This window comes from Bradyrhizobium sp. dw_78 (assembly GCF_018449525.1).
Classification (GTDB): Bacteria; Pseudomonadota; Alphaproteobacteria; order Rhizobiales; family Xanthobacteraceae; genus Bradyrhizobium.
Map to the genome: position 1 here is coordinate 27,744 of NZ_JAAVUS010000015.1, position 22,497 is coordinate 50,240.

The window sequence follows — 22,497 nt, forward strand, 5'->3', positions numbered from 1 at the left end:
CGCTAACGTCCTATCCTCCTCAGGGTGATGTTGATCCGGCCGCTCGCCGCAAAGCCGTGCTCTTCGAGTAGCGGCGAGGTTCCCGGCCTGATGCCCTCGACCCCGTGGAAAATCAGCCGCGAGGGCCCGCCAAACCAGACCACGTCGCCACTCCGGAGCCGGAGGCGCCTGACAGGGTCTTTCCGGACCATCCCGCCAACGGAAAAGGTCGCCTCATCTCCTAAAGAAACCGAAACGACCGGGGCTTCCAGGCTCGACTCCCCCTTGTCCTGGTGCAGGCCGAGACGGGCTCCGGCGTCATAGAAGTTGATGAGACACATGTTGGGCGGTTCGATCTCGCTCGTCACTCCTTGCCACAGATCCAGAAACACCGTCGGAATCGGGGGCCAACGCTTACCTGTCACGGGGTGGACTGTTTGATAGCGGTAACCACCTTCGCGGTCAGTTACCCAACCAAAATCTCCCGCATTACTCATCCGCACACTGAGAGGGGCGCCGCTCTTAGGCATGCTCTGTTTGAACAAGGGCGCCTCGACCAATAGTTGCCGAACGTCGGCAACCAGCGCCCCCTGGGCCGTCTCATCGAAATAACCCGGCAGGTAGTGGAGACCCGCTGGGAATGGTTCAGGGTCGGTAAGCTCCAGTTCAACCTGCGGTTTGCGAGGGAGTCGAGGCATCGTCCTCACCTGTTCTCAAATGGGCCTGGGTAATTGCCATCTGGGATGTTGGAAATTCGTCCACCAGATCTTTTCACAAAAATACACAGCCGAGACCAACCGATCGAGTTTAACAGAGGGTAGACGCGTGGCAGAACTTAGGAGCCTCAGATGCGAGCCGTCGGCCTTTTCGAACCCTCGCCGCTTAGTGCTGAGCAGACCCTGGCTGATCTCGAAATCCCGGCGCCCGAACCTGGCCCCCGCGATCTTAAGGTTGCGGTTCGTGCCGTGTCGATCAATCCCGCCGACTACTTCATGCGCAGGCAGTTCACGCCCACACCAGGCAAGCCCCGTGTGCTGGGCTACGATGCGTCGGGTGTGGTTGAGGCGGTCGGCTCTGATATCTCGTTGTTCAAACCTGGCGACGAGGTCTTCTACGCGGGTGACATGACGCGAGCGGGATCAAACGCCGAACTCCAACTCGTGGATGAGAGGATTGTTGGTCCAAAGCCAAAGACCCTCTCCTTCCTCGAAGCCGCGGCAATGCCGCTGACATCGATCACGGCCTGGGAGCTACTTTTTGACAGGCTTGGCGTCGGCTACGGCTCGGAGTCCACGCCGGGCGTGCTTTTGATAATCAACGGTGCCGGCGGCGTAGGCTCGATGCTCACCCAGCTGGCTCGGCAACTGACGGGCTTAACCGTCGTCGCCACGGCCTCACGCCCCGAGACAATTGCTTGGTGCGAGGAGATGGGGGCCCACCACGTGATCAATCACCACGAGCCGCTTGACGAGGGGCTGAGAAGAATTGGCATCGAGCAAGCTGACTTCATCGCTGGGCTCACCGGTTCCGATCGACAGATGTCCGCGATTGTAAAGGTTATTGCTCCTCAAGGCAGATTCGCCCTCATCGACAATCCTGACGTGCTCGATATCGCTCCATTCAAGCTGAAATGCGTCTCTGTGCATTGGGAGATGATGTTCACACGATCGATGTTCCATACCCCTGACATGATCCAGCAACATCGTCTGTTGACCTCGGTCGCCGAACTGGTCGACGTCGGCGTGCTGCGGACGACGCTAATGACCAAACTCGGGCCGATGTCGGCGGCGACCATCGCCCACGGCCACAGCCTCGCGGAAAGCGGGCGCTCGATCGGTAAAATCGTCCTCAGCGGCTTCCCCGTGACTCAGTAGATCGAGCCCTCCATGGGGGGGGGCGATAGCATTCGCTGCGACCAGCAGCGATCCCGAAGTCTGCCCCGGGGTATTCAACCGGCCGGCGATCTCCTCTTTCCTGCCGGACTGCATCTCAGTAACCCATCTCCAAGAGTGATACGCGATGACCGTGGTAAAAGGGAATGAAAGCAGGTCTCCCGAACTGAAGACGCCCAGTGGACTTTCAGCAGATGCTGCGCGAGACGTGCCGGCTGCGCTGACCACGCTGCTCGCTGACGTATTTGCGCTTTATCTCAAGACCAAGAATTTCCATTGGCATATGTCGGGTGAGCATTTCCGGGATTATAACCTGCTTCTCGATGAGCAGGCCTCTGACATATTTGCCATGACAGACGACATCGCGGAGCGCTGCCGCAAATTGAGCGGCACGACGCTTCGCTCCATCGGCCACATCGGCCGCTTGCAACGGCTGGCGGATAACGATGCCGCTTTTGTCACCCCCAAGGACATGTTGGCCGAGTTGCGAGAAGATAACGAGCGGCTTGCGGCCTCAATGCGCGAGACCCATAGCTTGTGTGAAGATTGCGACGATGTGGCTACGGCGAGTCTGCTGGAAAACTGGATTGATGAGGCGGAGCGCCGCGTGTGGTTTCTGTTCGAAACCTGCCGCTGACTAGCCGTATGGCGCGGGAAATGAACAGCCAATGGACGTGCATCGCAAGCTTGCTAACTTGTTGAGTTCGATCCTTCGAGAACGCTCCCGGTGGGGGTTGATCAGTTACAATTCAGCAGAGTGTCGGCTGTAGTGACGTCTTACAGATGTCACTACAGCCGACCTTAAGGGAACGCAAAATGAGTGACACTATGCTGGGGCTGCTGGTCGAGCGTCCCGACGGGCCTTTCCTATCCGTCAAGCTACCCAAGCCTGTGCCGCAAGCTGGCGAGGTGCTGGTCCGAGTGCATGTGAGTGGTGTGAACCCATTAGATACAAAGATCAGGGCGGCTGCAGCACCGCATGCTCGGCAACCACTGCCGGCCGTGCTGGGAATGGATCTCGCCGGCACGGTCGCAGCGATCGGTCCAGGCATCGCTCGGTTCGGTGTCGGGGATAAAGTCTATGCCATGGCAACCGGCGTCGGGGGCGTGTCGGGCTCGCTCGCCGAATACGCGGTGGTTGATGCTGACCTGCTCGCCCATATGCCCGCCAACCTCGCGATGCGCGAAGCGGCGGCGCTCCCTCTGGTGTTAATCACGGCCTGGGAGGGCCTGGTCGACCGCGCCGATGTGCAACCTGGCCAGACCGTCGCGATTCTCGGGGCCGGCGGCGGAGTTGGGCACGTCGCTTCGCAGATTGCAGCGGCGCGTGGCGCCAAGGTCTTCGGCGTCGACAATGCGGCTAAAGGCGATCGCATCGCCAAGCTGGGGGCTATCCCGATCGACCGTGAATTACCTGTCCCGCAATATGTCGCGCAGTACGCCGAAGGGCGCGGATTCGATCTCGTTTACGACTGCGTGGGCGGCGCTTCGCTCGACGCGGCCTTCCAGGCGGTCGGCCGCTTCGGGCACGTCGTGAGTTGCCTGGGCTGGGGAACGCACGCCCTCGCACCATTGTCGTTCAAGGCGGCTTCCTACTCGGGGGTGTTTACCCTTCTTCCGCTCCTAACCGGCGAGGGCCGCGCTCGCCACGGCGACATCTTGCACGAAGCCGCGGCGATGATCGAGGCGGGCCGGCTTAAGCCCCTCCTCGATCAGACGCCGTTCGCCTTCAGCCCGGACGGCGTTGAGCAGGCGTATGACGCCGTAACCAGCCGTGCCGGTCGCGGTAAGGTGGTCGTTACTTTGGTGCCGGAGTGAGCGGTGCTGTAATATCCTCCTCACCATGAAATTAGCCTGCGGTTTCAGCGCCCGTCGTGGAAACCCGTCCGTGCCGCGTTCTCCTCCCATGCAGCAAGATCGGCTTGGAGCAAATGGTGCGACTTCTTCAGCGAGGGCCTCGGAGAAACTTTCGACCGCAAACTTGCTCGCATTGTAAAGGCCGAAGCCCTGCCGACCGGTAATTCCACCGACGGACGAGAAATTGATGATCCGGCCACCTCGACGCTGACGCAGCGCTGGCGGCGCGGCGCGGGTGGTCTCGATAACGCCGAACAGGTTTGTTTCGAACATCGACCGATACTCCTCCGGCTCGGTTTCCTCAATGGCGCCGATCAAGCCGAAGCCCGCATTGTTGACGAAAATGTCCAGGCCTCCGAACGTTTCCGCTTTGGCGACGGCAGCTTCGGCATCGCCCGTGCGCGCAACGTCCAGCGGCGGCGCGTTCTGGGCAGTGCCTGACGAGGTCAGACATGGCGGCGACGTCGCGCGCGGTGGCGACGAGTTTATCGCCGCGGGCAAGAACGGCCTCTGCGAGTACGCGGCCGAAGCCGGTGGAGCAGCCGGTGATAAGCCAAGTCTTCATCATTAGCTCGGACCTCGGTCTTTTGGCAGAGACGGTTCAGGCGTGATTGAGGCTACAGCGCTCTACTCAAGAGGTAGGCGATATAATTGGATTGGCCAGACGACTTTGGAATTGACGCCGTGGAAAAGGGCCGCGCGATCGAGCTGCGGGACCGGCAGCCAGATCGTGTGTTGCTCATCGATAAAAGGCGCATCGACCCAATGCAAATCGGGGGTCGGCGATAATGGTGGTGATTGTCCCGTCGGCACTGCGGCGTTTCAAGGCGCTCTCAGCGAGGTCGCTAAAGTACAGATCGCCGTTGGAATCCATGACTTCCCCGCCCATTGGCGGCAAATCGGCCCAGGGTTCAACCTTGCCGCTCAGCGCGTCGGCGGACAAAGTCGCGTCATCCAGGAAGCGCGTTTCGATCCTTGACCAAGGCCCCTCGAGCGGACCGAAATAGAACCAGCGACCGTCCGGCGAAACCTCCATCGGATCACTGTTGACCTTCAAGGGGGTACCCTTTGGATCCATGACAGTCTCGCCGGCCACAATAATCGGACGACCGCCGGCCGTCGCGGCCGCATGAGCGTCAAGGACCCGTCGAGCGGCACCCGTCTTCAGGTTGAGCACAATCAGACCAGGACGGCCCGCATCGGTGAAGTAGGCGTGGTCGCCGTGGAAGCGAATGTCGTCGACGTAGCTCCCTTTCCCGGCAACCTCTCGTCCAAGTGGATAGATACGCGACACCTTGTTCGTCGCTAGGTCAATGCGCACCGCCTTGGCTCCGCCCGGCAAAGGATCGCCGCCAAAAACGGGGGAGCCGGTATCGATCACCCAAAGGCCACCTTGTGTATCGCGGTGCAGGGCGTTGACGTTGACGAATGCCCGGCGCGGGTCCGCACCTGTGCGCCAATCATTCCAGGCGGCGTCAGGATATGGGTGCGCGGCTCCGGCCTCGTCGATCCGGGCAACAGAGGGGCCCGTGGAACCAGTCCAGCGTGGTCCTGCCACGAAAATCCGGCCATGATCCACGGCAACGGCGTTCCAGATCATCGTGCGACTTTCTGCCGCCACTTCAAGCTGGGGCGAGGCTCCGAGTGCGGCGCTGGGCGACAGCGCGGCTACGAGTGCTGCCGCGGCGCGGGCTGACTTCGTGGCTTTCCCGCTCATGTGTCAGAATCCCGACAGCACAATCTTGCCGATCGACTGCGCGCTTTCGATCATGGCATGTGCTTTCTGCAAATTGGCGGCGTTGATCTTACCAAAGTTCTCTTTGAAGGTGGTGCGTAGCACGCCCGCGTCCACCAAGTCGGCGACCTCGTCGAGGATGCGACCCTGTCGGCCGCTCGACGCTGGCTGGTAGAGGCTTCGGGTGAACATCGATTCCCAATGTAGCGCGGCGCTCTTTCCCTTCAAGCGCGTGACGTCCGGAGGAGTCGCAGGGTCATCTATCAGCCCCAAATGGCCTTCTGGCGCGATCAGCTCGGCGATTTCGTCGAAGTGCTGTTCAGTATGAGTCAGGCCCATGATGTAGGCCACTCCTTGAGGAGCAAGCGGGCGTACCTGATCCACGAGCGGTTTGGTATGATCTACCACGTGGTGGGCGCCCATATTCCTCACCCAGTCATGAGTTTCAGGCCGCGATGCGGTAGCTATGACGGTCAAAGTTGTCAGTCGCCGCGCCAGTTGGATCGCCATCGAGCCTACGCCGCCGGCGCCGCCGACAATCAGTAGAAAGCCCGGCTCGCCGGATTTTCCGTAGGGCGCGGCGAAGCGATCGAAAAGCAGCTCCCAGGCCGTGAGGCTCGTTAGCGGCATCGCGGCCGCCGCGGCGAAGTCGAGCGAGGCTGGTTTTCGGCCCACGATCCGCTCGTCGACGACGTGTAATTCTGCGTTGGCGCCTTGGCGATTGATCGTGCCGGCATAGAACACCTCTTGGCCGATCTTGAAGCGCGAGGCACCAGTTCCGAGGCCATAAACGACGCCGGCGACGTCCCAGCCGAGCACCTTGTCCTCGCCTTTTGGGTCGACCCGCTCACGAACCTTGACGTCGACCGGGTTAACCGAGATCGCCTTTACCTCGACCAGCAAATCTCGAGGGCCGGGCGCGGGTGCTTCCAGCTCGACGTCGATCAGGCTCTCCGAGTGATCGATTTTCTGTGATTGGCGGTAGGCGACGGCTTTCATGCTCGATACTCCACGTATGCGGGACGGAAACCGCCTCGATTGAGAAAGAGAGACCTGAAGTGGTCTTGTCGTCCATCCGTGTCACGGTCGGTTTTCGAGAAACCACGGATGTTCACACGTTCGCTGGAGCTCTCAGCTCGGCACACCGGATCGGGCCCATCAAACTGGAAACGGATTGCGTTCCTGGAACTGGGCCTGATGCCAGTAGGGATAGGATAGCGGGCGTTTGCTGGCCTCATCCAGGGCCGCGATCTGGTCGGGGTCACCTTCCAGCCCACCGCACCCAGGTTGATCTTGAGCTGCGCCTTGTTGCGCACCCCAATCACCACGGTCGATACGGTAGGCTGCTGCTGCAGCCAGTTCAGCGCTACCTGCGGCACGCTTTTGCTGGATTCCGCCACCACCGCATAGAGATACTCGTCCTCGATCTGCGAGCCCGCTTCTGCCCAATCCAGCCACATGCCTCATGCTTTGAGTGTCCTGTTGATCACTGGCAATCTTAGCAGCTCGAGAAATCTCGGCGGATAGCGCTCTACGCAGATTCACAACTCACCACGGGACTCGTCAGCCGGGCTCGACCATCTTCCTGAGCTACGGCCACATCGGCCCCAGTAGGGAAGACACCGGCATGGGCGGAACGCTTTCGACATCGGCTTTGACTTTAAAGCGGCTGAATGTGCGGGCCGTTGTCGTTCCGCTTCGACGCCCGGTGATCGCCGGGATCGGCCGGTTCGATCAGTGGCCCTTGGTGCTTGTGGACCTCGAGACCGATGGTGGCGTCGTCGGCCACAGCTATATCGCACCATACCGCACCGCAGCCGTCCCCTCGATCGTGGCGGAACTTGCCGACCTTGCCAATACGCTTCATGGACGGTCGGTCGCTCCCTTTGATGCTTACGAGCGCGATCTGACCGCACTTAACGTAGTCGGCGTTACGGGCGTCTCCATGATCGCGACGGCAGCGATCGACATGGCCGCCTGGGACGCGCTCGCCAAGCAGGCGGGCCTTTCGCTTGCGGTTCTTCTGGGCGGATCGATCGGTCCGCATCGCGCCTACAACAGTAACGGCCTATGGCGTCACGAGGTTTCGACATTAGCCAAAGAAGCTACCGATTTGCTTCAAGAGGGTGGCTTCTCGGCGATGAAGTTGCGACTAGGCAATATTCATCTGAAGGATGATTTGGCAGCCATCGCTGCGGTGCGTGAAGGGGTCGGCTCCGACATCGATCTGATGGTCGATTTCAACCAAGCCCTTGGTCTTGGAGACGCGATCCGGCGTTGCCACGAACTGGATGAGCAGGGTCTCTACTGGTTCGAGGAGCCGATCGCCTACGATAACCTGCGAGGCTATGTCCAACTGGCCCAGCAAGTGCGCACGCCGCTGCAGATGGGTGAGAACTACTACGGGCCGCGGGATCTATTCACCTTCCTCTCCGCCGGCGCCATGCACTATGCGATGGCCGATCTCATGCGGATTGGGGGGGTAACAGGCTGGTTGCGTGCCGCGCATATCGCCTCCGCAGCGGGCATCCAGTTTTCCAACCATCTCTATCCAGAGTTTTCGGCGCATCTCATGCGGGTGACGCCAACTGCGCACTGGCTGGAATGGGTTGACTGGGCGACCCCGATCTTGGCGGAGCCGATGCAGCCTGTTGACGGGCAATTAACGCCATCGGCTTCCCCCGGTGCTGGGGTCAGCTGGAATGAAACGGCGGTCGCAAAATACCTCGTTAGGCCATGAGTTCCGTTGTCTCACCCAACCCAATCTTTACCGCATAAGAGGACCAAAAGCATGGCCTACCAGACCATAAATCCCGCGACCGGCCAGGTGGTGAAGACCTTCCCGGAAATCTCCGATGCCGAGCTGGAAGCGACGTTGGATCGTGCGCACACCGTCTATCAGAGCGAGTGGCGTCATCGGTCAATTGCGGAGCGCGCAAAGGTCGTATCGAGAGCAGCCGCGAAGCTCCGTGCGAACGCCGAGCATTACGCGCAGCTGCTTACACTCGAGATGGGCAAGTTGATCGCGCAGGCCCGCGGAGAGGTCAGCCTGGCTGCCGACATTCTCGACTACTACGCAAAGCGCGCCGAGCGTTACCTTCAGCCGCAGCCTATCCCGGAAGCGCCTGGATCGATCGTCGAGACGCGGCCGATTGGTGTGATCCTCGGCGTGGAGCCTTGGAACTTCCCCTACTATCAGCTCGCCAGGGTCGCAGGACCGCAGCTGATGGTGGGCAATGTCGTCATCATCAAACACGCAAGCAGCGTGCCGCAGTCAGCCGAGGCGTTCGCTGATCTCTTCGATGGTGTCGGTGCCCCGGCGGGAATATATGCCAACATCTTCGCCAGCTTCGACCAGGTCGGCCGGCTGATCGACGATCCGCGGGTGCGCGGTGCCACTGTGACGGGCAGCGAGCGCGCTGGCGCCTCAGTCGCGGAGCGCGCCGGACGCAACCTCAAGAAGTCCGTGATGGAACTCGGCGGCAGCGATGCGCTCATCGTGCTCGAGGACGCTCCCGTTGAGCCGACCCTCGACAATGCCCTCTGGGGCCGGATGAACAACACCGGACAGAGTTGCGTCGCCTCCAAGCGGATCATCGTGGTCGGACGCGAGCGGGCACAGGTATTTCTCGATGGCCTCACCGCCCGCATGGGCGCTCTCAAGGCCGGCGACCCTACGGACGATGCGACCACTCTGGGGCCGGTGTCATCAGAAAACGCCATGAAGGGCCTGCTGCACCAGATTGAATTGGCAAAGCAGGCCGGCGCGCGCGTGGTTGTGGGCGGTGGGCGTGTCAACCGCCCCGGCTTCTACGTCGAGGCGACCATCCTGACTGACATTATGAAGGAGAATCCGATCTTCACCCAAGAGCTTTTTGGGCCAGTCATGTCCTTCTATGCAGTGGAGTCCGAAGAGGAGGCGATCACGCTTGCGAACGCCACTCCCTTTGGCTTGGGAGGATCGGTATTCACCGCGGATCTCGACCGTGGTCGCCGCGTCGCCGAGCAGATCGATAGTGGCATGGCGTTCGTCAACCACCCGACCTGGACAGCACCCGAGCTGCCGTTCGGAGGGGTGAAGAATTCTGGCTACGGCCGCGAGCTGTCCGAGCTGGGTTTCGGCGAATTCGTCAACCGCAAGCTCGTGGCCGTTTCGCCCGTCGGGTCGCCCCCGCCCGGCGTCTCTGCCGCTGGTTGATTTCGCACCGTCACATTTCGGAGGCCGCCATGAGAACCGTGAGAGAAGCCTTTTTCGAAGTCGCGCGTCAGCTCCGGCTCACGACGATGTTCGGTAATCCGGGGTCGACCGAGGAGACCTTACTGGCCAACTTCCCGGAGGACTTTCGTTACGTCCTGGCACTGCAGGAGGCTCCGGCCGTGGCAATGGCTGACGCTTACGCTCAGCGCACAGGACACGCTGCTTTGGTCAACCTGCATACGGCAGCGGGAATGGGCAATGCGTTGGGCAATATCGAAAGCGCCTGGTACAACCGTGCTCCCCTGATCATCACGGCCGGTCAACAGACCCGCGAGATGCTGCTTTTGGAGCCATATCTAGCAAATAAAGAGCCGCTGGAGATCCCGAAGCCGTTCGTGAAATGGGCCTACGAACCCGCGAGGCCCGAGGACGTGCCCGGCGCGCTAATGCGGGCCTACGCGATGGCGGTGCAGCCGCCGATGGGTCCCGTTTTCCTTTCTATCCCCATGGATGACGTGGACAAGCCCTGTCCGAAGCTCCCGCCGATCCGCAAGGTTAGCCGTGGTCTAGGCGCCGATCCGCATTGTCTCAAGGAGCTGGCCGAGGTGCTCAGCGCGGCCAGCTCACCCGTTCTCGTCATCGGTGGTGCGGTAGACCAGTCCCACGGTTGGGACGCAGGCGTGCGTCTCGCCGAGCGGCTGCGCTGCAAGGTCTATGCAGCGCCCGGCGAGGGACGGCCCGGCTTCCCTGAGACCCACCCGCTTTTCCAGGGCGGACTCAAGAGCGCGATTGGGCCGGCGTGCGAGCAACTCGCTGGACATGACGTCATTCTGGTAATCGGAGCGCCCGTGTTCCGCTACTATCCGTACGTGGCTGGAGACTATATCCCAGAGGGCTCGCGCCTCTTCCACATCACGGATGATCCCAATGAAGCGGGCCGCGCTCCGGTTGGCGACAGCATCCTGGCCGATCCGGGACGAACGTGCTCAGTCTTGGCGGAACTCATTCCTCAGACGACACGGGAAGCGCCGGCACAGCTGCCCGCCCTAGCAGAGCCGGACACCCACTCGGGAATCACCGCCGACCAGCTCTACTATTCGATCAATCAGGTACGTCCAGATCACTGCGTCATCGTGCAGGAGTCGATGTCGACATTGAAGTTGCTGCGTCAACGACTGCCGACAAGCCGCTCGCAGTCCTTCTTCTCTATGTCGAGCGGCGTGCTTGGGTACGGCCTGCCAGCGGCGATCGGCGTCGCCCTGGCAGAACGCGACGAAGGAACGGATCGCAAAGTCATCGCGATCGTCGGTGACGGAGCAGCGAATTACGTGATCCAGGCGCTCTGGACCGCGGCGCAGCACAAGCTTGACATCCTGTTCGTCGTACCGCGCAACGGTGCCTATAATATCCTGAAGTCGTTTGCGAATTTGCTGCACACGCCAGGAGTTCCGGGCCTCGATCTGCCCGGACTCGACTTTCTCGCGCTAGCGGCCGGATACGGTGTGCCCAGCGAGCGGATCACCGAGCTCGCCGCTTTGGATGGCGCGCTGCGCCGCGGCGTTGCGATGGTCGGGCCGCACCTCATCGAAGTCGCGGTCGATGCGACCGTTCCCTCGCTCATCTAGTCATCCGCAACAGAATCAATGCCCCATTCAAGGTGATAAAAGCCATGAGCCAAGTTCCCCTCACCCAAGATCGTCGGCAGTTAACGTATGCAGGTGCGGTGGTCGCGATCGAAGCGGCCGTCGTAAAGTCGCGCGAGCTGGGCGCGCCGGAATGTATCGCGGTTGTCGATGCCGGGGGCAACCTCTTGGCCTACGCGCGAGTCGAAGGTGCGGCGGTGCTTGCGTTGAAGCCGTCGATCGCCAAGGCGCAAACTTCTGCGGCTCTCGGAGCGCCAAGCGGCGGCATTCCATTCGAGTTCGGTATCAATCTGACCACCGCCAGCGACGGCGGAATCACCAACCTCGGAGGGGGATTGCCTATTATCGTGGATGGTCAGGTGCTCGGTGCTATCGGCGTCGGCTCAGGGACAACCGAGCAGGACATAGCGGTCGCCACCGCTGGACAGGCCGCCATCCTCGCCGCACTTCGATCCGCCTGATCAACATCACCGCGCACGCAGCCGCGGCGGAGACTTCGATGAAACACTTCTCATCCGTGTTTGCTCTTACCCTCGCGGTGAGCGGCTACGCCTCGTCGCCAAGTATTGGAGCCGTCATGACCACCCCTCAATCCCTCCCGTCAGATGCCGTCATCGGCCACATCGAACAGGTAGCCAGCTTTCACGACGCCATGCCGACTGGCGTGACCGTCTCGGCCAAGGGCCGCATATTCATCAACTATCCTCAGTGGGGGGATAACGCGCATTTCACTGTGGCCGAGCTAAAGAACGGCAAGGCCGTCGCTTACCCCGATCAAGCAATCAACACGTTCGATCCCAACCGTGCGGGAGCCACCCTGATCAGCGTGCAGAGTGTGGTGATGGACCCTATCGATCGCTTGTGGATACTCGATACTGCGGCGCCAGGGTTCTCTGAGCCGAAAGATGGGGGCGCCAAGCTCGTTGCGGTGGATCTGGCGACCGACAAAGTGGTCAAGACCATCGTGTTGCCTGCGAGCGTCGTCCTGAAGACGACATATGTGAACGACGTCCGCTTCGATCTTCGGAAGGGCAAGGCGGGCGTAGCCTATATCACGGACTCCTCCATCAGCGGTCCCGGCGGAATCATTGTCGTGGATCTCGCCAGCGGCGAAGCTTGGCGCAAACTGACCGGGCACGCGTCGACTTCGCCGGACCCCAACTTCGTGCCCGTTGTCGAAGGTGAGCGGCTGGCCGTCCGCAAGGTGGGCAAGCCGCCAGCGCCCTTCAACGTCGCTTCTGACGGGATCGCTTTGTCTCCTGATGGCGCAACGCTCTATTACTGCCCCTTGTCGAGCCGGCATCTCTTCTCAGTCCCCACGGCGCTGCTTCTCGACCGTAGCGCCAACGACGAAGCCGTGTCGCTTGCGGTGAAAGATCTTGGCGAAAAGGGCGCGTCAGATGGCCTAGAGGCGGACACCAAGGGTCGAGTCTACGCCGGCGACTACGAGCGCAACAGCATTCGCCAGCGGCAAGTGGATGGCGAATGGGTCACCATAGCACACGATCCACGCATCCTGTGGCCGGATACCCTGTCGGTTGGCCCGGACGGCTATCTTTATTTCACCTCCAACCAATTGCAGCGCCAGGCTCAATTTCACGAAGGTAAAGACCTCCGGGTGAAGCCGTATTCGCTCTTCCGAGTGAAGATCGATGCGGGGCCGGTTTCGTTGAAGTAACCGCCGTGGTGCTTTCGCCAACCCGTTCGATTTCAAGCGCAGGCGGAATCATCGGTCAAGCCGTTATGGTGGAGCTGCTCCTCGATCCGAACCATGTTGTAGGCACACGAGACGATGAAGAAATTCGCCGGCGAGGATCTGCGTCATCGCCAGCTCGGCGAACTTATCCGTACCCATACCCTCGACCAGCGTCTCACTACCGAGCTCGGACCTCGTCATGCCCGGGCAGATCAGACCGACGGAGATATTTGCAGGAACCTCCTCGCGAAGCGCGACAGTCATAGCCAGCCAATCTCCTGAAAGTTGGCCACGCCGTGACGGTGTACAACAGGGCGCCCGGAGCGGCTGCGGCTCTTGTCACGCAAGGCGCCAAGCAGGCTCTGACGTCGAGGGAACCCTGGCCGTTGATGCGGTCGAGCAGCGGTCCAAAATGCCGACGGGTGCGCTGACCAATGTCTGGCCCACGGCTCGAATTTATGTGGAGTCAGACGTGGAAGAAACATCAAAAAATCAAAATTAATTAGCAAAATCAATTACCTTTGGCAGCCACCCCTTCCGCCAATATAAATTTGCTTTGGAACTCCGGTGATTTCCGGCGTGCAAAGACCAATGCAGGTCGGATTGTACGCATGAGCACGTACGTCACGCGCAGAGGCAATTCCTACGTTTTCCAGCGTCGTCCACGGACCTGACGGGACGGTGATCTGGACGGCCGCCGGGCAATATTTTCAAGAGCGACGATAGGCATTCCCCAACCTAACGGCTGGTGTGATCCGCCCCACCCACTTCCTTGATGAAGGCGAGCAGAAGCGTGCTGAGCCGAACCGGCTGCTCCTGTTGGATCCAGTGACCGGCGCCGTCGATCAGCTCGATGCCACCCATCCTCGTCGCCGCCTTCGTCCTCATAAAATCGACCGCGCCCGGCGCCGAATAGGTACCCCAATCGCTCTTCCCGCCAATGAAGAGCGACGGGACATCGATCGTCTTGCCCGAAAACAGCCGCAACTCAGCGTTCAGGTCAGGATCGGAATAGACGCGATAAGTCTGCAGGGCGCCTTGAAACCCAGTGCGGCCATACTCCTCCGTGTACACTCCAAGTTCCGGCTCGGTGAGCCATTTGCAGGCCTGGACCTCGGCGGCGGAAGGTTGGAATGGAGCGACGGTCTGGGGCATCGTCTTGCCGAGATCCATCACGTAATAGGTGGGCATTTGTGCAAGTTCTATGGCGGTTCGCGCCTTCAACGGATGCGGCTTATTTCCCGGCCAGTCAGCGCTCTTGACGTAGAAAAATGCACGAAGAAACGCGTGTAAACCTTGAGGGGGGTGCCACATGTCATCGTTCGCCTCCCGTGTGCTCAAGTATTGTTGATAAGACACTCTGGGCGGATCGAGCGCCGCCAGCGCGGCCGCTAATTTTTGATTTTCATTGTTCGGTTGAACCGACGATGGCTCGCTTTCCGCGGTGTTGAACGGAAGCGCCGGCGGACCGGGGAACGGTGCGCTCATCAGCACCACCGAGGGAAAGACGTCAGGTCGGGCTAGCGCACAATAGGCCGCCACGGGCGAGCCAAAGTCGTGCCCGACGAGCATCGCCGTACGCCGATACCCCAACGCCGAAACCAACCCGAGGGCGTCGCGCGTCATATTCAAGAGGCTGAAAGGCTCTAGCCGGGCGTCATAGCCGTTCATCCAACCGGTGGTGCGGCCAAAACCCCGCTGGTCGGGCGCCACGACATGGTACCCGGCGTCAGCCAGAATTGGGATCAGGTGTCGCCAGCCGTAAGCCAAATCCGGAAAGCCGTGCAGCAGCAGCGCGAGTGGCCGGCCAGGGCTTTCGTAACCGGCCTCGAGAATATGGACATCGAGGCCGTTGACCCCATGAATCATGCGCGAGCGGACACCGTTGGGAAGCGTTCCCTCGCCATATGTTGATGTGGTCAAATCAGTTCCTCCTATGGGGTTTGCGCGGGCCGCTCGAAGTGAAGCCGCAACCAGGCTGACGGCGCCCATCGCCAAGACGGCTCGTCGGGACGCCGATGGCTTGAAACTAATTGGATGGCTCATGACGAAACGCACCGTCCGCGTGTAAGCGCTCTCTTCAGTTTCAGCGACAACGCACGCGACGAACAATTCACACGGCGGCCAAGCAATCGAGGACGATCAGCCCCGAAACGAAGACGCTCGGCATAGGGTGAACGAGGAAACCCGCGTGCTTCGTCTCTGCTTATTCCTGCCGCGATCTGGGTAGGCTGCGCATCACCGAACGAACCTTCTTGGCTTAGGATTTGGTAAAGGAGCATCGCCGGACTCCTGCTATGGCGATCACCATAGTATGGTGATCGCCATAGCGACGTCAAGCGAAACGTGTTATGTTCACGGCATGCCACGTAAGACTGACGCTCGCGCTCGCGCGATTGCCACCGCCGAACGACTGTTTCGCATCCAAGGCTATACTGCGACTGGATTGACCCAGATCCTTGAAGAAAGCGGTGCGCCTAAAGGATCGTTCTACTTTCACTTTCCACGCGGCAAGGCACAGCTCGCAGAGGAAGCGATCGAACATTACGTAGCGGGTAGGATTGCCGTATTGCGGAATATCTCGGCGAATACGACGGGTGATGCTCTGAATTTCGTTCATCAGATTTTCGGCACATTCGCGGCCGAAATGGTCGCCTCTGATTTCCAGTATGGATGTCTAATGCAAAATCTGGCGAATGAGCTGCCCGCGCTCGACGCTGAATTGACCAAACGGGTAGCGCGCGGATTTGTTGATTCGACCGAGATTGTTGCGGAGCATTTTAGGGGGTGCGGTTTCGCTCCTGCGCGCGCATCCTCTACCGCAGCCGCATTGGTAGCCGCCCTCGAAGGCGCGCGAACGATCGCCCGCCTCGAACGCACGCCGGCTATATTCGAGGCGCTGGCGGATGTTAGTGTCCAGAGGTGGGCTACCCCCGAGGGGTGATCCGGGTCCAATGCTCTCGCTCGGGCGTGGAAAGTCGATCCGGACGCTGTAGCGATAGGGAAAGCCCGGTGAGCCGATGGTGGAGCGCACACCTCGTCTCATATCCAGCTATTCATTGCCCATTCAAGTTTTTTCAAGTTCCGGTCTTGGGCTTTAGCTGCCGTGCCGTTTCCATAAAAAAGATGCCAGCCAAAGTAGCTACCCAACGCAATCGCCAAAGCAGGAACCAGTAGCTTCCAACTATATCGGAGAGCTGGCATGTAAGCTTGGGGCAAACGCGTCTTCTCTGAATCCGGAATTGCGATAGGAAACATAACGTTCGATTGTGGGGATAGGCAGCTTCGGAAACCACGCACACCGGTCCTGCCGGCGCATTTTTGACGAAGATGAAGACAGCCCCGACAATCTTATTTCACTTTGGAGGCTGGAGCTCGCTCAGAAGCCAACCGAGCGTGTAAGAGTTGATCGGGTCAATCGCCACCATGACTTTTTCAACGTGATTGCAGTTGATGCACTCAAATGTTCGCAAGTCCAGATTTGACCGCGACGGCATTATTCTACCGAGCGCCATTTCCGTCTGGCAATTGGGGCAATGTGGCCGGGGAATTGATGGACGACAGGACAATAAATGAGCCAATGCGGCCATGATAACCACCTCGGATCAGGCGCTGCACACCACCCTGTGACCGGCGCGGCCTGGTAGCGCGCGGTAATAAAAATATCTGTGGCTTTCCCATCGCCTCCGCGCTGTTCAATATTGGTCAGTCTGAAACGAGCATTTCAACTTGAATAACAGGCACTTTCAGCAGCTCAAATTTTTACGGCAACATAGCTGCCCTATTTGCGCCATGCGACTAGCCTCTCGAACGCTGACTCATTGCTGGAAATATCCGAAAATAAATCCGGACAATTGTTCTCTATTGAACAGCATGTTCCGCGTTCGCGTTTATTAACTTAGTTATTCTCCGGATCTCATCCGAGAGGCGATTAGTAATGGCGCCCATCAGGGTCGAAAGTCGCAGTTCAGACGAATTAGCGCCGCGCTCCAAAAGATCTCGCACTAAGCAAGCCGCCCAGAGATCAAAAAAATTGACAGCAACTCTGAGGCGAAGAGCACTGAAGCGAAAGATTCAAAATTAGCCGAGGCCAGTTCCACTGATCCGTCTCGTGGCCGTGCATAATGAAGGAAGAGACGACGCCGAGGAGAAATTGATGACCCGTCCAAGACCGCAAGAAAGGCGGCCGCCTTGCCTCGATCAGATCAGGCGAGGCAAGCGTGAGGGTGACAGACATCCAGGCGATTACGCCCCGCCTTACGATAGTTTCTCGCCGCCGCCACCCGTCTTAGATGGCCAGAACCGTTTCAAGGAGGCATTGGAAGAGCTTGAGAAGCAGAATAAATACCTCAGAGGTCTTGTTGTAAGCCTTTCGGAAACAATCATTAGACAGGTCACGGCCAAAAAATGAGTTCGCAACCAATTGCGAAGCAAGCCGAGACCAAGATTACCGGCCCAACGGCACGTTGAGAACGACATCCATTGGGCGTGGAATAAACAGCCCCCCGGTACGGGCGGGTCAACGTTCTGCTTTTGGCAAAATGGCAAAGAAGCGGCTTTGAGGTTCCTAAGGGAAAACACGCCGCGATAGCGGCATGGGCTCTTCTCCATAGCGAATGATCTCTAGTCCGTTACCACATCTTATTTTATTAGCCCGCCGGCTCCTTTCCCTCGTCAATGGCGGCAATCATTAATTCCTCGGAATCTGTAACCCCCTCCGAAGCAATTTTAACAATACGCTGCGCCATTTTTGCCTTCGTGCCGGGCGTCCGGTGGGCCACCGAGATATTCTGAACCGCAGCGTCCAGCGCCGACCGCATCGTGAGGACAAACTCCCGATCAAACCGAAGCAATGATGATTCTATCATGAGCCATTCCCGTGTTGTCCAACGCGATGAAGCTTTTGCCCATGAATGAAGTCACCGGCATGACGAAGTGAACACAATATCGTTTGCGCAATTCCATCGATTATTCCTCGAATTGATACGACGATGATTATTGATCGGGGGACAGATGAATCCAACTTTCCGGACTGAGCAATATTGACCACCGACGCCCGGTAAACGAAGGCATATTGCTTCCAGATTCGGCACCGTCCTGTTCGCGATATCTCCGGTGATCGAAAGCGTTGCCCTCTCGCGGGGGTGGACGGAGCTTCAATATGTTGAATGATCGATGACGGAAACGTATTCCTCACCACACAATCAATTGAACGCCGGCGAGAATCTTCGCTGCTCAAAGTGCAATACGACGATGGTGCTTGCTCGGACTTCGGTTGGACCATCCGGCTTTAACATTCGCACGTTCGATTGCACCAATTGTGACCACGCCCATATCGTGACGGTTTCGACTGCGCTTCCAATCTCCGATGGGTGGAGGCGGGCCGCCAAAGCGGCAGACGCGCTGGAGGAAGCGCGCCAGATGCCGCCCGGCCCAGAGCGAATAGATGCATTGAAGAAGGCCGGCAGGCTTCGCCATATGGCTGATCGACACGGCCTGACCTTTGCCAGGCGGGGGCGGCCGCCGAAATCGTCCGCCTAAACACGGCAGTCCTGCTACGCCTCACGTCGATCCGTCCCCTGACCCTTTGGAACGAAAAGGCGGCCAACGCGGCCGCCGTTCTCCTTCCGCACGCAAGTTGAGAACCGCTTATTGGCAGGGATGGCGCTGGCCATCATAGCCAAGATACGTACCCGATGCCGGATCGTAGGACTGATAGCGCTGCGCGCTTGAACCAGGCTCTATCGATACTCGAACATCGAATTTTATAGTCGCTGTTATCTGTATTTCCGTGATCGTCACGATATTCGCTCCGAAGGCGGAAGGCAGCTCTTTCTCAGTTATAGGTCAAAAAAATGACCCCTTGTTGGGGCCATTTTTTTGTTCGGATAAAGTCAGTACCGATCAGCGTGATGGTCGTGATGACCGTGCCTCACTGCGACAGAAACCCCACGGTGATGGCGGCGGCCATGATCACCAACGCCGATGCCGACTCCCCCTGCCCCGACGACGATTCCCGCAGCGTTCGCGGCAGGCACCGCCATAGGCAGAGCCAGCCCGAGAATTGCGAGCGTAGCGAATGAAAGTATAATTCTCCGCATGATAATTTCCTTTGTTCTGGTGGGCGCGCTCAGTGGCGCATCACAGCAACTCGCGCGGAGAACAAGCGTTCCTGCCGGCTGCAATTAGGCTCCGGAATCCTGTCCCAAAACAGGGACTTGCAATCCATTTTCCGGATCGCCGGTGATCTCTTTTGCTCATGTGACATCCGATGAAACGACGTAGATGCGCGGAGGGAGGCGGAGGCATCTGCTTGGACATATCGCCTGCATTGTGAGACTAGAACAGATGGTTGGTTTCGGAGCGCATCCCATCGGTACCTCTTCACCCTCGCCGTCCGCCTCGAGCAAACGGCTTCTCCCGTGGCTGGTCGCCGTCGCATTTTTCATGGAATCGCTCGACACGACGATTTTGAACACGGCCGTGCCGATCGTATCTCAGGCCCTTGATGTGACTCCGCTCAGCATGAAGTCGGTGCTAGCGAGCTACACATTGAGCCTCGCCGTCTTCATTCCGATCAGCGGCTGGATGGCCGACCGCTTCGGAACCCGTCGGGTTTTTGCGTCCGCAATAGGGATCTTCACGCTCGGGTCCGTGCTTTGCGGCATCTCAAGCAACATTCATTTGCTGGTCGCCTGCCGTGTCCTGCAAGGCTGTGGCGGAGCATTGATGGTGCCGGTAGGCCGGCTCACCCTGGTCCGCGCGTTTGCCAAATCCGAGCTCATCCGCGCCATGAGCTTCGTCGCGATTCCCGGCCTGATCGGCCCGATGCTCGGGCCTATCGCCGGAGGCCTGATCGTCGGATATCTGCACTGGCGATTCATATTTTTCGTGAATCTACCCATTGGAATCGTCGGCCTGGTTTTGGTCTATCTGCATCTGCCCGACTATCGCGAACAGGACACCAAGCCGCTCGATATTGTCGGGCTCATCCTGTTCGGTGCCGGCGTTGCCCTGCTATCCTATGTGCTGGAGATATTTGGTGACCACTCGTTGGGCCTGGCCGAGATTCTAGGGCTGTTGGCGCTGTCATTGACGCTGCTCGCCGGTTACGGGCTGCACGCGACGCGGACCGCCTTCCCGTTGTTGCAACTGGGCCTGTTTCGTATCCGCACCTTTGGCGCGGCGGTGAGCGGCAGCCTCTTCACCCGGCTCGGCATCGGCGGCGTGCCGTTTCTCCTGCCGCTCCTCTACCAGGTCGGGCTCGGCTTCACACCCGTTCAGTCGGGCCTGCTCATCATGCCCCAGGCGGTCGCCGCCATGAGCACGAAATTCCTCATGCCGCAAATCCTCGACCGCGTCGGCTACCGCGGCGTGCTGATCTCCAACACCATTGTCCTCGGTCTCCTTCTGATGCTGTTCGCCACCATCGGGCCTGGCACGCCGCTCTGGGTCATCGTGCTGCAAGCCTTCTGCTATGGCGCCTTCACGTCCTTGCAATATACCAGCATGAATACATTGGTTTATGCCGATATCGACGAGGACAAGACGAGCAACGCAAGCTCCATTGCTAGTACGATACAGCAGATGTCCATCAGTTTCGGTGTCGCGGCGGCCGGAATCACCACCGCGTTTTTCATTCCCGATCAATCGCGTTCAAATCCGGCCGAGATGATTCACGGGCTACATGAGGCGTTTCTCGTCCTCGGCGGATTCACCATCTTGTCCACCCTCGTTTTTTATCAATTGAAGCGCGGCGACGGCGGCAACGTAAGCCGGCAAAAGGACCTTCATCTCGGGTAACGGTTCCAGCCGGATCTACCATGCACCAATCGCCGCGCAAGGAAGATCAGGCAAACGGACCTCACCGTGCCAACGCGTATCTCAGTCGAAGGCAGGAGGAAATTGGCCGTTGCGGAAGATAACCGTAGGCTCGTCATCATAGTCACCCATCTCAGGGTCGCCGGTGGATGAGAAGGCAACGACGCCGAGTTTGCTCAATGCCAATCGTTCCGCTGTTCGGATAGCGCCTGTTTCCGATTTGCACGCTATCGCAGCATCCGCCTTCAGGGCTCCTCCCTTGCCGGCGTTGAATGACTGAACAAAATAACTTGTTTCGCGGACCATATGGTCTCCTTACAGCTGACCGGCACAACGCCGTCGCTTGCGTTTCAGCGAGAACACAATCAACTCGTCATCGTACTTAGCAGGTCCGAGATCTTGACGGTCGCGAAATTAGAGAACGTGTCCGACACGGCGTATGGCAAAATGATCTGATCATTGTGCCTCATGGCCCCGCAGGTATAGACGACGTTGGGAACGTAACCCTCGCGCTCCGATGGTTCGGGCCGCAGCAGCGGCTCGCGCGAACGCGCGAGCACCTTGAGGGGGTTTTCCTTGTCGAGCAGCGCCGCGCCGATCGAATATTTGCGAACCGGACCGACGCCATGGGTGAGCAGCAGCCAGCCTTCATCGAGCTCAATCGGCGACCCGCAATTGCCAATCTGAACAAATTCCCACGGAAATTCCGGCTTCAGAATGGATTGGCCGTCTTCCCATGTGTAAAGGTCATTCGAATAGATCAGATACAGGTTCTCGTTGTCCTGTCGTGCGATCATCGCATATTGGCCGTTGATCCTGCGGGGAAACAGCGCCATGCCCTTATTGTGCGATGCCGCCCCCTGCAGCGGCGACATCCGGAACGACAGGAAATCGTCCGTCGCAATCAGTTCGGATCGGATCGCCCGCCCGCTGTACGCCGTATAGGTCGCATAATAGGTCTTTCGACCCCCATCATCGAATTCAACGAAACGGGCGTCCTCTATCCCGTTTGACTGGGATTCCGTCACGGGAAAGATAACACGTTCGCTGATGTCCTCGTCAGGGCTGAATATCACCTCGACATTGTCGCCAATCGGTCCAGAGATCCGGTTTCCAATTCGGGGGCTCGAGGCGAGCCGAGCCGTCGGATCGATCTCCAGGTTACCATCGGAAGTGATGGTGCCGCCGCGAAACGTCAATGATGATACGTGCCCTTCTCCAACAGCACGAAGACTGAGAACGAATCGCAAGCCGCCTTTCGGAGCGGCTGATTGGTCGGGATGCGGCACGATGCTGGGGTTGAACAAAGCCGAGGCTTCGAACGAATACTCACTGAGAAAATAGGCTCCGATCAACTGACGCTGAACTTTTGAAAAAGTGCCGTGAGCCTCCAGCGCCTCTTCCATTTCGTCGGCTCGGGCTTCAAACGTCGCCAGCAAATTGCGGTGGCGGCCAAGGAAATTCTCCAGGACGTCGGCGAGTTGGCTGGCAGCGACTTCGGAATCGAGTGCGAGCACACGATCGACTATATGGTTTGCCCGTGTCCTGTCGGTCGGATTGAAATCGCGCGGTTCAGTCGCCGGTTTGAACGGACGCACGATCACCCGTGCGGGGTCGGGACGCAAATAGAGCGCCTTCCGATTTATGAATGTGGTTTGCAACAACGTGCCCTCGGT

The 22,497-nt window shown here is 59.2% G+C and carries 19 protein-coding genes and 3 pseudogenes; 11 read left to right on the plus strand and 11 right to left on the minus strand.

All coding sequences use genetic code 11. From position 1 onward, the window contains the following. Window positions 1-2: 2 nt before the first annotated feature. Window positions 3-677: an alpha-ketoglutarate-dependent dioxygenase AlkB gene (locus HB630_RS27030; protein WP_213775779.1), complete on the minus strand. Its 675-nt coding sequence runs from the start codon at window positions 675-677 to the stop codon at window positions 3-5. Window positions 678-827: 150 nt separating this feature from the next. Here HB630_RS27030 and HB630_RS27035 point away from each other — a divergent pair, with 150 nt between their 5' ends. The 3 genes from HB630_RS27035 (at window position 828) to HB630_RS27045 (ending at window position 3,689) form a co-directional block, all read left to right on the plus strand. Then, window positions 828-1,853 carry a zinc-binding alcohol dehydrogenase family protein gene (locus HB630_RS27035; RefSeq protein WP_213775780.1) on the plus strand — a complete coding sequence of 342 codons (1,026 nt, stop codon included), beginning with the start codon at window positions 828-830 and terminating at the stop codon, window positions 1,851-1,853. A gap of 145 nt (window positions 1,854-1,998) precedes the next feature. Beyond that, entirely contained in the window at window positions 1,999-2,508 is a 510-nt protein-coding gene (locus HB630_RS27040) for a DNA starvation/stationary phase protection protein (protein WP_213775781.1), read from the plus strand. Window positions 2,509-2,699: 191 nt separating this feature from the next. Further along, window positions 2,700-3,689, plus strand: coding sequence for a zinc-dependent alcohol dehydrogenase family protein (locus tag HB630_RS27045; protein ID WP_249781079.1), 990 nt, complete (start codon window positions 2,700-2,702; stop codon window positions 3,687-3,689). Window positions 3,690-3,863: 174 nt separating this feature from the next. Here the strand turns inward: HB630_RS27045 and HB630_RS28545 are convergent. After that, window positions 3,864-4,142, minus strand: a pseudogene (locus HB630_RS28545) (SDR family NAD(P)-dependent oxidoreductase); the annotation flags it as partial. Here HB630_RS28545 and HB630_RS28550 point away from each other — a divergent pair. After that, window positions 4,033-4,299: a hypothetical protein gene (locus tag HB630_RS28550; RefSeq protein WP_249781082.1), complete on the plus strand. Its 267-nt coding sequence runs from the start codon at window positions 4,033-4,035 to the stop codon at window positions 4,297-4,299. The pseudogene HB630_RS28545 and the gene HB630_RS28550 overlap by 110 nt on opposite strands. 168 nt (window positions 4,300-4,467) lie before the next feature. On the opposite strand, the gene HB630_RS27055 is transcribed toward HB630_RS28550, so the two are convergent. From HB630_RS27055 to HB630_RS27065, 3 genes and pseudogenes are all read right to left on the minus strand, one after another. Then, window positions 4,468-5,445 (minus strand): L-dopachrome tautomerase-related protein, encoded by a 978-nt coding sequence (locus tag HB630_RS27055; RefSeq protein WP_213775783.1) that lies wholly within the window; start codon window positions 5,443-5,445, stop codon window positions 4,468-4,470. Between the two features lie 3 nt (window positions 5,446-5,448). Then, the gene (locus HB630_RS27060) at window positions 5,449-6,462 is read right to left on the minus strand and encodes a zinc-binding alcohol dehydrogenase family protein (protein WP_213775784.1); all 1,014 of its coding nucleotides are present in this window, start codon (window positions 6,460-6,462) and stop codon (window positions 5,449-5,451) included. 159 nt (window positions 6,463-6,621) lie between these two features. Then, a pseudogene (locus tag HB630_RS27065) lies at window positions 6,622-6,908 on the minus strand (aldo/keto reductase); the annotation flags it as partial. Between the two features lie 182 nt (window positions 6,909-7,090). Here HB630_RS27065 and HB630_RS27070 point away from each other — a divergent pair. The 5 genes from HB630_RS27070 to HB630_RS27090 are packed head-to-tail and all read left to right on the plus strand — an operon-like array spanning window position 7,091 to window position 12,982. After that, on the plus strand, window positions 7,091-8,203 hold the full coding sequence (locus tag HB630_RS27070; RefSeq protein WP_213775785.1) for an enolase C-terminal domain-like protein: 1,113 nt from the start codon (window positions 7,091-7,093) through the stop codon (window positions 8,201-8,203). 51 nt (window positions 8,204-8,254) lie between these two features. Beyond that, window positions 8,255-9,661, plus strand: coding sequence for an NAD-dependent succinate-semialdehyde dehydrogenase (locus HB630_RS27075; RefSeq protein WP_213775786.1), 1,407 nt, complete (start codon window positions 8,255-8,257; stop codon window positions 9,659-9,661). Window positions 9,662-9,690: 29 nt separating this feature from the next. Beyond that, window positions 9,691-11,286, plus strand: coding sequence for a benzoylformate decarboxylase (gene mdlC / locus HB630_RS27080; RefSeq protein ID WP_213775787.1), 1,596 nt, complete (start codon window positions 9,691-9,693; stop codon window positions 11,284-11,286). A gap of 44 nt (window positions 11,287-11,330) precedes the next feature. Further along, window positions 11,331-11,765 carry a heme-binding protein gene (locus HB630_RS27085; protein WP_213775788.1) on the plus strand — a complete coding sequence of 145 codons (435 nt, stop codon included), beginning with the start codon at window positions 11,331-11,333 and terminating at the stop codon, window positions 11,763-11,765. A gap of 38 nt (window positions 11,766-11,803) precedes the next feature. Beyond that, complete coding sequence (locus HB630_RS27090; RefSeq protein ID WP_249781072.1) at window positions 11,804-12,982, plus strand: major royal jelly family protein; 1,179 nt, start codon at window positions 11,804-11,806, stop codon at window positions 12,980-12,982. A 63-nt stretch (window positions 12,983-13,045) separates the two neighbouring features. Here the strand turns inward: HB630_RS27090 and HB630_RS27095 are convergent, their stop codons facing one another. Beyond that, window positions 13,046-13,264: a hypothetical protein gene (locus HB630_RS27095; RefSeq protein ID WP_213775789.1), complete on the minus strand. Its 219-nt coding sequence runs from the start codon at window positions 13,262-13,264 to the stop codon at window positions 13,046-13,048. Between the two features lie 474 nt (window positions 13,265-13,738). Next, a complete protein-coding gene (locus tag HB630_RS27100; protein WP_249781073.1) occupies window positions 13,739-14,923 on the minus strand; it encodes an alpha/beta hydrolase in 1,185 nt (394 codons plus the stop codon). Window positions 14,924-15,362: 439 nt separating this feature from the next. On the opposite strand from HB630_RS27100, the gene HB630_RS27105 reads away from it, so the two are divergent. Then, on the plus strand, window positions 15,363-15,944 hold the full coding sequence (locus HB630_RS27105; RefSeq protein WP_213775868.1) for a TetR/AcrR family transcriptional regulator: 582 nt from the start codon (window positions 15,363-15,365) through the stop codon (window positions 15,942-15,944). Window positions 15,945-17,649: 1,705 nt separating this feature from the next. On the opposite strand, the gene HB630_RS27110 is transcribed toward HB630_RS27105, so the two are convergent. Then, window positions 17,650-17,868: a hypothetical protein gene (locus HB630_RS27110; RefSeq protein ID WP_213775790.1), complete on the minus strand. Its 219-nt coding sequence runs from the start codon at window positions 17,866-17,868 to the stop codon at window positions 17,650-17,652. A gap of 781 nt (window positions 17,869-18,649) precedes the next feature. Further along, window positions 18,650-18,727, minus strand: a pseudogene (locus HB630_RS27115) (BA14K family protein); the annotation flags it as partial. A gap of 621 nt (window positions 18,728-19,348) precedes the next feature. Here HB630_RS27115 and HB630_RS27120 point away from each other — a divergent pair. Next, window positions 19,349-20,803 carry a DHA2 family efflux MFS transporter permease subunit gene (locus tag HB630_RS27120; protein ID WP_213775791.1) on the plus strand — a complete coding sequence of 485 codons (1,455 nt, stop codon included), beginning with the start codon at window positions 19,349-19,351 and terminating at the stop codon, window positions 20,801-20,803. Between the two features lie 81 nt (window positions 20,804-20,884). Here the strand turns inward: HB630_RS27120 and HB630_RS27125 are convergent, their stop codons facing one another. Together HB630_RS27125 and HB630_RS27130 are read right to left on the minus strand one after the other, a co-directional pair. Then, on the minus strand, window positions 20,885-21,127 hold the full coding sequence (locus HB630_RS27125) for a hypothetical protein (protein ID WP_213775792.1): 243 nt from the start codon (window positions 21,125-21,127) through the stop codon (window positions 20,885-20,887). A 59-nt stretch (window positions 21,128-21,186) separates the two neighbouring features. Next, window positions 21,187-22,485 (minus strand): glycoside hydrolase family 130 protein, encoded by a 1,299-nt coding sequence (locus HB630_RS27130; RefSeq protein ID WP_213775793.1) that lies wholly within the window; start codon window positions 22,483-22,485, stop codon window positions 21,187-21,189. Window positions 22,486-22,497: the final 12 nt, after the last annotated feature.

Excerpts from the sequence above, each read along its gene's own strand:
- HB630_RS27030 (WP_213775779.1), bottom strand. The coding sequence starts at position 677 with ATGCCTCGACTCCCTCGCAAACCGCAGGTTGAACTGGAGCTTACCGAC.
- HB630_RS27035 (WP_213775780.1), top strand. The coding sequence starts at position 828 with ATGCGAGCCGTCGGCCTTTTCGAACCCTCGCCGCTTAGTGCTGAGCAG.
- HB630_RS27040 (WP_213775781.1), top strand. The coding sequence starts at position 1,999 with ATGACCGTGGTAAAAGGGAATGAAAGCAGGTCTCCCGAACTGAAGACG.
- HB630_RS27045 (WP_249781079.1), top strand. The coding sequence starts at position 2,700 with ATGCTGGGGCTGCTGGTCGAGCGTCCCGACGGGCCTTTCCTATCCGTC.
- HB630_RS28550 (WP_249781082.1), top strand. The coding sequence starts at position 4,033 with ATGGCGCCGATCAAGCCGAAGCCCGCATTGTTGACGAAAATGTCCAGG.
- HB630_RS27055 (WP_213775783.1), bottom strand. The coding sequence starts at position 5,445 with ATGAGCGGGAAAGCCACGAAGTCAGCCCGCGCCGCGGCAGCACTCGTA.
- HB630_RS27060 (WP_213775784.1), bottom strand. The coding sequence starts at position 6,462 with ATGAAAGCCGTCGCCTACCGCCAATCACAGAAAATCGATCACTCGGAG.
- HB630_RS27070 (WP_213775785.1), top strand. The coding sequence starts at position 7,091 with ATGGGCGGAACGCTTTCGACATCGGCTTTGACTTTAAAGCGGCTGAAT.
- HB630_RS27075 (WP_213775786.1), top strand. The coding sequence starts at position 8,255 with ATGGCCTACCAGACCATAAATCCCGCGACCGGCCAGGTGGTGAAGACC.
- mdlC (WP_213775787.1), top strand. The coding sequence starts at position 9,691 with ATGAGAACCGTGAGAGAAGCCTTTTTCGAAGTCGCGCGTCAGCTCCGG.
- HB630_RS27085 (WP_213775788.1), top strand. The coding sequence starts at position 11,331 with ATGAGCCAAGTTCCCCTCACCCAAGATCGTCGGCAGTTAACGTATGCA.
- HB630_RS27090 (WP_249781072.1), top strand. The coding sequence starts at position 11,804 with ATGAAACACTTCTCATCCGTGTTTGCTCTTACCCTCGCGGTGAGCGGC.
- HB630_RS27095 (WP_213775789.1), bottom strand. The coding sequence starts at position 13,264 with ATGACTGTCGCGCTTCGCGAGGAGGTTCCTGCAAATATCTCCGTCGGT.
- HB630_RS27105 (WP_213775868.1), top strand. The coding sequence starts at position 15,363 with ATGCCACGTAAGACTGACGCTCGCGCTCGCGCGATTGCCACCGCCGAA.
- HB630_RS27110 (WP_213775790.1), bottom strand. The coding sequence starts at position 17,868 with ATGATAGAATCATCATTGCTTCGGTTTGATCGGGAGTTTGTCCTCACG.
- HB630_RS27120 (WP_213775791.1), top strand. The coding sequence starts at position 19,349 with ATGGTTGGTTTCGGAGCGCATCCCATCGGTACCTCTTCACCCTCGCCG.
- HB630_RS27125 (WP_213775792.1), bottom strand. The coding sequence starts at position 21,127 with ATGGTCCGCGAAACAAGTTATTTTGTTCAGTCATTCAACGCCGGCAAG.